This window comes from Mesorhizobium sp. M2D.F.Ca.ET.226.01.1.1 (assembly GCF_004022705.2).
Taxonomy (GTDB): domain Bacteria; phylum Pseudomonadota; class Alphaproteobacteria; order Rhizobiales; family Rhizobiaceae; genus Mesorhizobium.
In genome coordinates this window covers 105,609-118,234 of record NZ_RZOY02000009.1, presented here as the reverse complement: position 1 = coordinate 118,234, position 12,626 = coordinate 105,609, and the positions used below count along the sequence as shown (strand labels likewise).

Below are 12,626 nucleotides of genomic sequence, written 5' to 3'. Positions count from 1 at the left end.
AATGAGCGACACACTCCTCGAAGTCGACGATCTGCGTGTCACCTTTCCGACGCGCACCGGCCTCGTGCAGGCGGTGCGCGGCGTCTCCTTCTCGCTCGGCCGCGAGCGTCTCGGCATCGTCGGCGAAAGCGGCTCCGGAAAGTCGCAGACCGGCCGCGCCATCATGGGGCTGACCCCGCCGCAGGCGGAGGTTTCGGCCAAGAAGCTCGCCTTTGGTGGCATCGAACTGCTCTCGATCTCATCCCGTCAGCGCCGGTCGCTGCGGGGAAACCGCATCGCCATGATCCTGCAGGATCCGAAATATTCGCTGGATCCGGTGATGACCATCGGCCGCCAGATCGTCGAGACGCTGCGCACGCACGAAAAGGTTTCCAAGGCCGATGCGCGCGAGCGGGCGCTGGCCATGCTGCAGGCGGTGCAGATCCGCGATCCGGCCCGCGTCTTCGACCTTTACCCGCACGAGGTCTCGGGCGGCATGGGTCAGCGCGCCATGATCGCCATGATGCTGATCACAGGACCCGAGCTGATGATTGCCGACGAGCCGACTTCGGCGCTCGACGTGACCGTGCAGCTCGACGTGCTCAAGATCCTCGACAAGCTCGTCGCCGAGCGCGGCATGGGGCTGATCTTCATCTCGCACGATTTGCGCCTGGTTTCGTCCTTCTGCGATAGGGTCGTCGTCATGTATGCCGGCAAGGTTGTCGAGCAGATCAAGGCCTCCGAACTGCGCGACGCCCAGCATCCCTACACGCGCGGCCTGCTCAACTGCATGCCGAGGATCGGTTTCGAGCGCCATCCGTTGCCGGTGCTCGACCGCAAACCGGAGTGGGCTGCATGACGGCCGCCGTCGCCATCGAGGGTTTGGAAGTGGTCTTCGACCGTTTTCGCGCATTGAAGGGCGTCAGCCTGGAAGTGCGCGAGGGCGAGTCTTACGGGCTGGTCGGTGAAAGCGGTTCCGGAAAATCGACGCTGCTGAGGGCAATCACCGGCCTTGCGCCTGTCGCCTCGGGCACCATCACAGTCAACGGCAAGGCCCTCGGCAAAACCCGCGACAAGGCCTTCTACCGCGACGTGCAAATGGTGTTCCAGGATCCGTACGGCTCGCTGCATCCGCGCCAGACGGTCGACCGCCTGCTGCAGGAGCCTTTGGCAATCCACGGCATTGCCGACGGCGAAAAGCGCATCGAGCGCGCGTTGGACGAGGTCGGCCTCGGCAAAGGCTTCCGCTTCCGCTACGCGCACCAGCTGTCCGGCGGCCAGCGCCAGCGCGTCGCCATCGCGCGCGCGCTCATCCTCGAACCCTCGATCCTGTTGCTCGACGAGCCGACCTCGGCGCTCGACGCCTCGGTACAAGCCGAGGTGCTGAACCTTCTCGAAGAGGTACGGCGGCGACACAAGCTGACCTTCCTGATGGTCAGCCACGACCTCGCCATCATCACCCATATGTGCGAGCGGCTGATGGTGATGCAGAATGGCGATGCGGTGGAAACTCTGACGGCGAGCCAGCTGATCGGGCACCGGGTCAGCGAGGATTATACGCGCAACCTGCTCAGGGCGAGCGAAGGGTTTGTGCGGACGGCGTGACGTCGTTCGGACTGTTTGGGGGAATATCATGGGCGAGTGGAAGTTTTCGGATTCGCCCGATGTCGCGGTGTTCGCGGACAGGAGCATATTCTCCAGGGACGACTGGATCGCATATGTTTCGCATATGGAAGACGATGGCAGTTGGCTCTTCTATGGCAGCGATACGCGTGATTGGGATGAACGCGACATAATCCTTGTCGGCTTGCAGGAGGTGGTCCAGCGGGACGAAAGCATCATGGAATTGGCCGATTTGCCGGAGGGCTGGGACGCTTGGCGCAGTTCGAAATCATCGCATTGGCAGCGGGCAAAATCGCCGCCCGTAGGCTTCAATGACAACGACGCCTCCGCAGGAACTTAGGTCGCGCTCTGTAGCGGTTTGTTGGTCTCCAAAACCGGGGCCTCGTCGCTGCCTTTCGGCTCCTTGATCCGGAACCACGTCACGTAAAGCGCTGGCAGGAACAGCAGCGTGATCGCGGTGCCGGCGATGATGCCGCCCATCATGGCGTAGGCCATCGGGCCCCAAAACACTTCGCGCGCGATCGGGATCAGCGCCAGGCTGGCGGCTGCCGCAGTCAGCGCGATCGGCCGCATGCGGTGCTCGGTCGCCTCGATGACCGCCGCCCAGCGATCCTTGCCTTCGGCGACCAGGTCCTCGATCTGAACGATCAGGATGACCGAGTTGCGGATCAGGATGCCGATCAGCGCCAACACGCCGAGAATGGCGACGAAGCCAAGCGGGGCGCCGCTGGGCACCAGCGCCGCCACCACGCCGATCAGGCCGAGCGGCGCAACCGCCACCACCAGGAACAGGCGCTGGAAGCTTTGCAACTGCACCATCAGGATGGTCGCCATGACGAACAGCATCAGCGGCACCACGGCCGCGATCGGTCCCTGGCTCTTGGCGCTTTCCTCCACAGAGCCCGCGGTCTCGACCGAATAGCCGGGTGGCAGCTTGGCGATGAAGCCGTCGACCGACGGCTTCAGTTCGTTGACGACGGTCGCCGGCAGCACGTCGCCGACCAGGCCGGCGCGCACGGTGATCGTCGGCGTGCGGTTGCGCCGCCAGACTGTCGGCTGCTCGAGGTCGTAGCGGAAGTTGGCGATCGCCGCTAACGGGATCGACTCGCCGGTGCCGGTCGGCAATTGCAAGTTCTGCAGCGTCGAGATCGAGCTGCGGTCCGCCTCGCGCGAGCGCGCAACGACATCGATCAGATAGGTGGCGTCGCGCACCTGGGTGATCGTCGCGCCGCCGACCGTGCTGTTCAGGGCGCTGGCGATGTCGGAGGAGGTGATGCCGAGCTGGCGCGCCTTGTCCTGCAGCACGTCGACCCTCAGCACGCGCTGGGGCTCGTTCCAGTCGAAGGCGGGGGCTGCCAGCTTCGGATTGGCGGATATCAGGCCGGCGAATTGTTGCGCGAGTTCCCGCACCGTCTGGATGTCGGGGCCGCCGACGCGGTATTGCACAGGGCGTCCGACCGGTGGCCCGAGCTCGAGCGGCTTGACGAAGGCGTCGGTGCCGACGAATTCCTCGCGCAGCAGCTTTTCCAGCGCCGGCTTCACCCGGTTGCGCGCCTCGATGCTCTTGGTGACGATCACCGTCTGGCCGAAATAGGGATTGGCCGGCTGCACGTCATAGGCAAGCAGGAAACGCACCGCGCCCTGGCCGATATAGGAGCTGAAATGATCGATGTCGGGATTGCCCACCAGCGCCCGCTGTTCGAAGCGCCCCATCTGGTCGCGCGTATCGGTGATCGAGGCGTTCTGCGGCAGGTTCCAGTCGACGACCAGTTCCGGCCGGTCGGAAGGCGGGAAGAATTGCTGCTGCACAAGCCCGAAGCCGGCGATCGAGGCCGCGAACAGAAGCACTGTCACGATAATGGTCAGCCAGTGGCGGCGCACCGACAAGACAAGCACGCGCCGGAACAGCGAGGTAAAGCGTCCGGGCTGGTCGTGATGCTTCTCCTTCATCGTCGCCGGCAGGATGGTCACGCCGAGCAGCGGCGCGAACAGCACCGCCACGATCCATGACACCAGCAGCGACACCGCGATGACGACGAACAGCGTGAAGGTGTACTCGCCCGCCGCGCTCGAGTTGAGGCCGATCGGGATGAAGCCGGCGACCGTCACCAGCGTGCCGGTCAGCATCGGGAAGGCGGTCGAGGTGTAGACATAGGTCGCCGCCTTGCGCAGACTGTCTCCAACCTCCAGCCGCGCCACCATCATCTCGACCGCGATCATCGCATCGTCGACCAATAATCCCAGCGCGATGATCAAGGCGCCGAGCGAAATGCGCTGCAGCGAGATGCCGAGATAGGCCATCACCGTGAAGGTGATGGCCAGCACCAGCGGGATCGACAGTGCCACGACGAAGCCGGCGCGCATGCCGAGGCTGATGAAGGAGACCGCGAGCACGATCGCCACCGCCTCGAACAGCGCCCGCGTGAAGCCCGATACAGCCTCCTCGACGATGACCGGCTGGTCGGCCACCAGATGCACGCCGACGCCGACCGGCAGGTCGGCAAGCACCTTCTGCATCTCCTCATGCAGCGCCTCGCCGAATTTGAGCAGGTTGGCGTTGGGCTTCATGCCGATGGCAAGCCCGATCGCATCCTGGCCGTTGAAACGGAACAGGGTCGTCGGCGGGTCGACATAGCCGCGCCTGATCGTCGCCACATCGCTTAACCGGAAGAAGCGGTCGTTGACGCGCAAATTGATGGCGCGCAGGCTCTCCTCGGAAGTGAACTGTCCGCCGACCCGCACACTGATGCGCTCCGGTCCGGACTCGATGACGCCGGAGGGCGTGATCGCGTTCTGCGCCTGCAGGCTGGCGACGATTTGCTGCTGGTTGAGGCCGAGCGCGGCGATCTGCCGGCTCGAGAACTCGAGATAGATCGCCTCGTCCTGCGCGCCGACCAGATCGACCTTGCCGGCATTCGGCACGGTCAGGATCTTGGTGCGGACATCCTCGACATAGTCGCGCAATTGGCGCGGCGTCAGCCCGTCGGCGGTGAAGGCGTAGATGTTGCCGAAGACGTCGCCGAAGCGGTCGTTGAAGAACGGTCCCTGCACGCCTTGCGGAAACTGCGCCCTGATGTCGTTGACCATGTTGCGCACCTGAAGCCAGTTGGGCACGACGTCGCGGGCCTTGGTGGTGTCCTTCAGGTTGACGAAGACGACGGTCTGGCCGGCGGTGGTGACGGATTTGGTGTAGTCGAGGCTATCGAGCTCCTCGAGCTTCTTCTCGATGCGGTCGGTCACCTGCTGCACCGTCTCCTTGACCGAAGCACCAGGCCAATTGGCCTGGATGATCATGGTCTTGATCGTGAAGGCGGGGTCTTCCTCGCGGCCGAGATTGAGATAGGAGAAAATGCCGGCCACCACGAAGACCAGCATGAAATACCAGACCATGGAGCGGTGGTTGAGCGCCCAGTCGGAGAGGTTGAAGCCCTTCATCAGACGCCGCCCTCCGGCACTTTGACCTTCTGGCCTTCGCTCAGGCTGTGGACGCCGGCGGTGACGACGCGCATGCCGGCTTCAAGTCCCTCTGCCAGGGTGAAGGAGCCGCCATTCTTCGAAGCGACCTTGATCTCGCGCGCGCTCACGCTGGAGGATTGCGGATCGACGATCCAGACTTTCTCCGACCCGTCCTTTTCGAGCAGCGCCGACATCGGCAGTTCGATCGTCGGCGTGACCTTGGTCATGCGCGTTGCCGTGATCGTCGAGCCCAGCCGGAAGGCCGACGGCGGATTGACCAGTGTCAGCCGCACGCGGCGGGTGCGGGTAGAGCCCTCCGATTGCGGTGCGATCTCGCGCAGCTTGGCGTCGGTTTTGATGGTCGGCAGCGACTGCAGGATGATCTCGAACGGCGTCCCGACGGTGAGGTCGCCGATCTGCTGGTCGGGAATGTCGACCACGGCCTCGCGGGGATCGGTACGCGCCACCGTGACGACCGTCTGTCCCGGCGAAACGGTCTGCCCGACCTCGGCGCCGACCGCTGTGACGACGCCGTCGAAATCGGAGAACAGCCGGGCATAGCCGAGCTGCTCCTGCGACTTGGCCAAAGCGGCATTGGCCCGCTCGACACCGGCTTCCGCCGCTTGCCGCGCTTGTTTGGCGGCATCGAACGTGGCTTGCGATGTGTTGGCCGAGGCAAGCAATTGCCGCTGGCGATCCTCGCTGGCGGCGGCGTTGATGAACTGTGCCTGGGCGTTCGACAGATCGGCTTTCGAGGCCTGGACGGCGAGCTCCAGAGCCGTCGGATCGAGCGCGGCGATCGTCGTGCCCTTGGTGACGAGATCGCCGACCTTGACGTCGCGCGAGACGACGCGGCCGAGCAGGCGAAAGGCAAGGTCGGCGCTGTATTGCGGTTCGACCGAGCCGGCGAAGCCGAACGTCTCGACGGTCTTCGGCTCGACCACCACCGAGAGAACCGGCCGGATGACATCCGGCAGCTTCTCTTCCGAACGCGAGCAGGCGGCAAGCGTAGCAAGGATCAGCAAGGAAGCGATGTGCGGCAACCGGTTCATTGGCTCGCCCCCGCCACCTCGACCGTCTGTCCTGGGCTGAGCAACTGCCCGCCGGCGGTGACGACGCTCTGGCCCTCCTGCAAACCCTTGTCGACGGCGACCACGCCGGAATCGAAGGCGAGCACCTCGACCGGCGCCGTGCTTACAGCCTTGCTCGACGGATCGACGATCCAGACGGCGGGCTTGCCTGCGATCGAAGTCAGCGCCTGCCAGGGCAACAGGATGGCCTTGACCGACTTGGCGCTGACCGTGCCGATGACGGCCGCACCCAGTGGCATGCCGGCAGGTGTATCGGGAATACCGATCTTGACTCGGATAGATCCCGACGCGGTATCGACCGCCGGTGAGACCTCGCGCACCTTGCCGGTCGCGCGCACCTGCGGGTCGGAAAGCAGCGTGATCGTCACCGCCGGAGAAGGAGGTGTCTGGACAACCAGCGTTTCATGTACGTTGAAGACCGCGTCACGGTCGCCGTCCTCAGCGACGGTGAACACCGTCTGCGCCGCCTGCACCACCTGTCCGGCCTCGACCTGGCGCGCCGTGATGACGCCGGCGGCGCCCGCCTTGAGCTCAGTGTAGGAAAGGTTCTCCTTGGCATTGGCCAAGGCGCTCTGCGCGGCATCGACGCTGCCTTGCGCCACTTTCAGCGTCTGGTCGGCGACGTCGAAATCCCGTCTCGTCGTAAACCCTTGCGAAAGCAGCGTCTTTTGCCGCTGATAAGTGGCCGTCGCTTGGGTGAGCTGCGCCCGTGCGGCATCAAGGTCGGCCTGCGCCGAGCGCAGATCCGATTGCTGTTCCTGCGGATCGATGCGCGCAAGCACCGCGCCCTGGTCGACATGCTGGCCGACATCGACCAGCCGCTCGGCGACGCGACCGCCGACCCGGAACGATAGATTGTTGAGCGTGCGGGCCGCGATCACGCCGGTCAGCGAGGTCCGAGGCGCATAGTCCGCGAGGGCGACCTTCTGCGTGGTCACCAACACCGGCAGTTTCTTGTCCGCCGCCTGCTGCTTCTGGCAGCCGGTTGCCAGAAGCGCCGCGCCGGCGCAGGCCAGCAGCAACAAGGTTCTTGAACGACAAGGAAGGCGGAGCGGCGAAGACGGCAAGGCGGACGATGTCGCGTTCCAGTTCATGGTTCCCCTCAACCCGTGGGAGCCGCTCCTGACGGCGGCGCGTCGCGGATGAAGCGAGATTAATCGATCGGCGGGAAAAGGAAACCATTTCTGCGGTGCGTATCGGCAAGCTGGTTAAAGGCCTTTCCCAGCCTTGGCCAGGCCCAATCGACTGGGCCATAGTGCCGACTTGAGCAAAACGTGAAATAAGGTCAGAAGGGTTTCGATCAACGGAACGGGGCCGTTCTCGATGAGGGACGGCCCGATGAGGGAAAAGATGAAGAATTCAGCCATTTCCGAACGCAAGAACCAGTCGATCTCGCGCGGCGTCGGCATGACGACGCAGATCTACGCCGACCGCGCCGAGAATTCGGAAATCTGGGATGTCGAGGGCCGCCGTTACATCGACTTCTCGTCCGGCATCGCCGTGGTCAACACCGGCCACCGCCACCCGAAGGTCATCGAGGCGGTCAAGGCGCAGCTCGACCGCTTCACCCACACCTGCCACCAGGTCGTGCCTTACGAAAGCTATGTGCGGCTGGCGGAGCGGCTGAATGGCATGCTGCCCGGCAAGTTCGAGAAGAAGACGGTCTTCGTCACCACCGGCGCCGAGGCGGTCGAGAACGCCATCAAGATCGCCCGCAACGCCACCGGCCGCCAGGCCGTCATCGCCTTTTCCGGCGGCTTCCACGGCCGCACCTTCATGGGCATGGCGCTGACCGGCAAGGTGGTACCTTACAAGGTCGGCTTCGGCGCCATGCCTGCCGATGTCTTCCACGCGCCGTTCCCGATCGCGCTGCATGGCGTTTCGGTCGCGGACTCGCTCGCCGCGCTCGACAAGCTGTTCAAGGCCGATGTCGATCCGAACCGGGTGGCCGCCATCATCGTCGAGCCGGTCCAGGGCGAGGGCGGTTTCTACGAAGCGCCGCGCGATTTCATGACCGCACTGCGCAAGATCTGCGACCAGCACGGCATCCTGCTCGTCGCCGACGAGGTGCAGACCGGCTTTGCCCGCACCGGCAAGATGTTTGCCATGGATCACCATGACGTGGCGGCCGATCTCACCACCATGGCGAAAAGCCTTGCCGGCGGTTTTCCGCTGTCGGCCGTCACCGGACGTGCCGAGATCATGGACGCGCCTGGCCCCGGCGGCCTCGGCGGCACATATGGCGGCAGCCCGATCGGCGTCGCCGCGGCGCACGCCGTGCTCGACGTCATCGAGGAGGAAAAGCTCTGCGACCGCGCCAATGCGCTGGGCGCCAGGCTGAAGCAGCGGCTGGAATCGATCCGCGACGACGTGCCGGAGATCGTCGACATCCGCGGCCCGGGCTTCATGAACGCGGTCGAGTTCAACGACGTGAAGAAAGGTCAGCCGTCGGCCGAATTCGCTAATGCGGTCAGGCTGAAGGCGCTGGACAAGGGCCTCATCCTGCTCACCTGCGGTGTCTACGGCAACGTCATCCGTTTCCTGTCGCCGATCACCATCCAGGACGGCGTCATGACCGAGGCTCTGGACATCCTGGAGACCTCGATCCGCGACGCGCGGGCGGCCTAACCAGCGGCTCTTGCCGGCTCGCTTTCGCTGAAGGCCGCAAGCGCCGCCTTCAGCGCATCCGGCCCGCCCGCGACGGTCTGTGGCGACGGCGAGAAGCCAGCGCCGAGCATCTTGCGGCCAAGCATGTGGTCGGCCGGGCGGTTGACGGATTCGATACCGAGCAGCCGGTTGCCGGCATAGTGGTAGATCGAGAATTTATTCTCGGCGGGATCGCCGAGCACCACGTGGCTGTCCCCGCCTTGCGTCAGGCCGACCATCTGCAGCTTCATGTCGCCGATATCCGACCAGAACCACGGCACGGCGGAGAAGGACTCCAAGCGCCCGAGGATGGTGCGCGCGGCGAGCCGCGCCTGGTCGGTGGCGTTCTGCACCGATTCCAACCGCACGTCGCCGCCGGAAAACCAGTGTCGGTAGGAGGCCGCGTCGCCGATGGCGAGGATTTCGGGAACAGAGCTTTGCATATGCTGGTCGACACGGATGCCGTTGCCGATGGCGAGGCCCGCGGCTTCCGCCAGTTCGACATTGGGCACCACGCCGATGCCGATGATCACCATCTGCGCCGGCAGCCGCTCGCCGCTTGATGTAATGGCGGCTGAAACACGGCCGTTTTCGCCTTCGAGACGCACGACGGTGGTGCCGGTCAGGATACGCACGCCGATCGCTTCCAGGCGCTGGCGCACGTGCGCGGCGATAACCGGCGCCACGGCGCGGCCGAGCAGCCGGTCGACCGCCTCGACGACGGTGACGTTGCGGCCAGCGACCCTCAGCGTCGCCGCGATCTCCAGTCCGATGAAGCCGCCGCCGAGAATGACCACATCCTCGCTTTGCGCGCTGAGCTCGCGGATCAGGTGCGCATCGGCCAATGAGCGCAGCGAGACCACGCCGGCAAGGTCGACGCCGTCGAGCTTGAGCAGGCGCGGCCGCGAGCCGGTCGCCAGGATCAGCCGGTCGAAGGCGAGCGTTCCACCGCCTGCAACATTCAACTGGCCCGCGCCGGCATCGATGCTGTCGATGCGCACGCCCGGCCGGAAATCGATGGCATTGCCCGTATAAAAAGCCTCGCCGCGCAAAGGCTGCGGCTTGGCCTCCGGGTCCTTGATGAAGGTCTTGGACAGCGGCGGCTTGTGATAGGGCAGCTCCTTCTCGTCGCCGATCAGGACGACGGGTCCTTCGTAGCCCTCTTCACGCAGGCTGGCGGCCGCCTGCACGCCGGCATGGCCCGCACCGACAATCACAACCCCGTTCGTCATCGCAATCCTTTTTTGCCTTGAAATCTAGGCCCTTGCGCCAGGTGGCGATTGTCTGCCGCCGCCGCAAGATCCGCCGATCGGGTCGCACCCAGAACGGCTGTCTGTCAATCGGGCCACCGGCGAACTTCCCTGTCTCGGTCAACCTTAAAGTTGACATTTGTAGTTTAGAATAATTCTAAACTATTGTTTCAATTGATTTTTCTCCGTCAGACCAGTTGACTTCCGGCCGATCCATCGCTTTATGGAGGGCTGCGCGCAAAGCGCATCCCCTTTGATGTCTGGGCCTTGAACCCTTTCGATTGGAGGCAAGTGAGTGTCTTTTTATCGCGAAACGCGCATCGGCGCGGCCACCATTTTTCCCGGCTTGCTCATGCCTCGGCGCGGGTGGACACACGCGCCTTTTGTCAAATTTCCAAAGAACTGGAGAAGGATAATGACGGCACGTAATGGCGGCAGGCTGGCTGCAATTTGCGCCACGGCTGCGTTGACGGCGGCGGTGTTCGTGTTGCCGGCCAAAGCCGAGACCGACACGAAGGCGGTGATCAAGACCTATGCCGACATCGCGCTGGCAAAATACGAGGATTCGATGACGACCGCGCAGGCGCTGGACAAGGCGGTCGACGCGCTCGTCGCCAGCCCTTCGGCCGATACGCTGAACGCCGCGCGCGAAGCCTGGAAGGCGGCGCGCATTCCTTACCAGCAGACCGAGGTCTATCGCTTCGGGAACAAGATCGTCGACGACTGGGAGGGCGAGGTGAATTCCTGGCCGCTGGATGAAGGCCTGATCGATTATGTCGCCAAGAGCTATGGCGCCGAGTCGGACGAGAACACGCTCTACACGGCCAACGTCATCGCCAACGAGGAGATCGAGATCAACGGCAAGAAGGTCGATGCCTCGAAGCTGACGCCGGAATTCCTGTCCGGCACGCTGCAACAGGCCGGCGGCGTCGAAGCCAATGTCGCGACCGGATATCACGCCATCGAGTTCCTGCTCTGGGGCCAGGATCTGCACGGCACCGGCCCTGGAGCCGGCGAGCGTCCCTACACCGACTACGACCTCAAGAACTGCACCGGCGGCAATTGCGACCGACGCGCCGAATATCTGAAGTCGGCGAGCGACCTCCTGGTGTCCGACCTGCAGGAGATGGTCAACAACTGGAAGGAAGACGGCGCCGCGCGCAAGAATCTCACCGACGGCGACGCCAATGCCAGCATCTCCACCATTTTCACCGGCATGGGCTCGCTCTCCTACGGCGAGCTTGCCGGCGAGCGCATGAAGCTCGGCCTCTTGCTGCACGATCCGGAAGAGGAGCACGACTGCTTCTCCGACAACACCTATAACTCGCATCTCTATGACGCCGTCGGCATTCGCGACACCTATCATGCCAGCTACAAGCGGCTCGATGGCTCCGTGGTCTCGGGTCCGTCGGTGTCAGACTTGGTGAAGGCTGCCGATCCGGCGATCGACAAGGAGCTGTCGGGCAAGCTCGACACCAGCGTCGCCAAGATGGAGGCCATCAAGGCGCGCGCGCTGGCCGGCGAGGCCTATGACCAGCAGATCGCCGAAGGCAACGCGCAAGGCAACGCCACCGTGCAGGCGGCGATCGACGCGCTGATCGACCAGACCAAGTCGATCGAGCGCGCCGTCGGCTCGCTCAAGCTGAACCAGATCGCCTTCGAGGGCTCCGACAGCCTCGACGCGCCCGACAAGGTGTTCAAGTAAGGCCCGAAGGCATGATCCCAAAAAGTGGAAGCCGGTTTTTGGACAAGATCATGCCTGACTAAGAAACCAGCCAAGCGGCGCTGGACCGGCGCCGTCAGCCAGAGCAAGTGAAATGCTGATCTGCCATTGCAACGTCATCACCGAGAAGGAGATCGAGCAGACGATCGTCGGCCTGCTGGACGAGGATCCGTGGCAGCTGATCGTGCCCGCGAAAGTCTACCACGCGATGCGCAAGCGCGGCCGTTGTTGCGGCTGTTTTCCAAATGTGGTGGAAACGATCATTCGGGTCACCGAGAACTACCACGCCCGCTCAGAGGTGGGCGGCGTGGACATCGTTTCACACTTGGATCGCGTGCGAGGCTTGCGCGGCCAATACGGGAGCAGAACCCATGAAAGGCGAACCGCAGATCATCGAGCGGCTTAATGAAGCTCTGTTTCTGGAGCTTGGAGCCGTCAACCAGTACTGGGTGCATTACCGTCTGCTCGAAGATTGGGGCTACACCAAGCTGGCAAAGAAGGAGCGGGCGGAATCAATCGAGGAAATGCATCACGCCGACCTGCTGATCGCGCGCATCATCTTTCTCGAAGGCCACCCGAACCTGCAGTCCGTCGCGCCGCTGCGCATCGGCCAGAACGTCAAGGAAGTGCTCGAATCCGATCTGGCCGGCGAATATGACGCGCGCAGCGCCTACAAGCGTTCGCGCGAGATCTGCCACGACGAAGGTGATTTCGTCTCGATGAAGCTGTTCGAGGACCTTTTGACCGACGAGGAAGGGCATATCGACTTCCTGGAAACGCAGCTCGACCTGCTTGCCTCGATCGGCGAGGAAAAGTACGGCCTGCTCAACGCCGACTCGGCCAACGAGGCGGAGTAAG

Annotated in this window: 11 protein-coding genes; 7 read left to right on the top strand and 4 right to left on the bottom strand. The window is 64.0% G+C overall.

Features of this window, described 5'->3' with window-relative positions; genetic code table 11:
- The first annotated feature begins 1 nt into the window (after window position 1).
- The 3 genes from EN869_RS21205 to EN869_RS21195 are packed head-to-tail and all read left to right on the top strand — an operon-like array spanning window position 2 to window position 1,942.
- Window positions 2-838 carry an ABC transporter ATP-binding protein gene (locus EN869_RS21205; protein WP_127227662.1) on the top strand — a complete coding sequence of 279 codons (837 nt, stop codon included), beginning with the start codon at window positions 2-4 and terminating at the stop codon, window positions 836-838.
- The gene (locus EN869_RS21200; protein ID WP_127227661.1) at window positions 835-1,584 is read left to right on the top strand and encodes an ABC transporter ATP-binding protein; all 750 of its coding nucleotides are present in this window, start codon (window positions 835-837) and stop codon (window positions 1,582-1,584) included. Before EN869_RS21205 ends, EN869_RS21200 begins: the two co-directional genes overlap by 4 nt.
- A 28-nt stretch (window positions 1,585-1,612) precedes the next feature.
- On the top strand, window positions 1,613-1,942 hold the full coding sequence (locus tag EN869_RS21195; RefSeq protein ID WP_127227660.1) for a hypothetical protein: 330 nt from the start codon (window positions 1,613-1,615) through the stop codon (window positions 1,940-1,942).
- Here EN869_RS21195 and EN869_RS21190 read toward each other — a convergent pair.
- Genes EN869_RS21190 through EN869_RS21180 form a run of 3 tightly spaced genes read right to left on the bottom strand, consistent with a single transcriptional unit; the run spans window position 1,939 to window position 7,171 of the window.
- On the bottom strand, window positions 1,939-5,037 hold the full coding sequence (locus tag EN869_RS21190; protein ID WP_127227659.1) for an efflux RND transporter permease subunit: 3,099 nt from the start codon (window positions 5,035-5,037) through the stop codon (window positions 1,939-1,941). The two genes, EN869_RS21195 and EN869_RS21190, sit on opposite strands and share 4 nt — an antisense overlap.
- The gene (locus EN869_RS21185; RefSeq protein WP_127227658.1) at window positions 5,037-6,110 is read right to left on the bottom strand and encodes an efflux RND transporter periplasmic adaptor subunit; all 1,074 of its coding nucleotides are present in this window, start codon (window positions 6,108-6,110) and stop codon (window positions 5,037-5,039) included. Before EN869_RS21185 ends, EN869_RS21190 begins: the two co-directional genes overlap by 1 nt.
- A complete protein-coding gene (locus tag EN869_RS21180; RefSeq protein WP_245489465.1) occupies window positions 6,107-7,171 on the bottom strand; it encodes an efflux RND transporter periplasmic adaptor subunit in 1,065 nt (354 codons plus the stop codon). The genes EN869_RS21185 and EN869_RS21180 overlap by 4 nt, the downstream gene beginning before the upstream one ends.
- 328 nt (window positions 7,172-7,499) lie before the next feature.
- Here EN869_RS21180 and EN869_RS21175 point away from each other — a divergent pair, with 328 nt between their 5' ends.
- Entirely contained in the window at window positions 7,500-8,777 is a 1,278-nt protein-coding gene (locus EN869_RS21175; protein ID WP_127227656.1) for a 4-aminobutyrate--2-oxoglutarate transaminase, read from the top strand.
- Here the strand turns inward: EN869_RS21175 and EN869_RS21170 are convergent.
- Window positions 8,774-10,027 (bottom strand): FAD-dependent oxidoreductase, encoded by a 1,254-nt coding sequence (locus EN869_RS21170; RefSeq protein ID WP_127227655.1) that lies wholly within the window; start codon window positions 10,025-10,027, stop codon window positions 8,774-8,776. The two genes, EN869_RS21175 and EN869_RS21170, sit on opposite strands and share 4 nt — an antisense overlap.
- A gap of 433 nt (window positions 10,028-10,460) precedes the next feature.
- On the opposite strand from EN869_RS21170, the gene EN869_RS21165 reads away from it, so the two are divergent.
- The 3 genes from EN869_RS21165 to bfr all read left to right on the top strand — a co-directional run bounded on the left by EN869_RS21165 (window position 10,461) and on the right by bfr (window position 12,625).
- On the top strand, window positions 10,461-11,750 hold the full coding sequence (locus EN869_RS21165) for an imelysin family protein (RefSeq protein ID WP_127227654.1): 1,290 nt from the start codon (window positions 10,461-10,463) through the stop codon (window positions 11,748-11,750).
- 112 nt (window positions 11,751-11,862) lie between these two features.
- Entirely contained in the window at window positions 11,863-12,174 is a 312-nt protein-coding gene (locus EN869_RS21160; RefSeq protein WP_127227653.1) for a (2Fe-2S)-binding protein, read from the top strand.
- Window positions 12,140-12,625, top strand: coding sequence for a bacterioferritin (gene bfr / locus EN869_RS21155; RefSeq protein WP_127227652.1), 486 nt, complete (start codon window positions 12,140-12,142; stop codon window positions 12,623-12,625). Before EN869_RS21160 ends, bfr begins: the two co-directional genes overlap by 35 nt.
- The last annotated feature ends 1 nt before the right edge of the window (window position 12,626 follow it).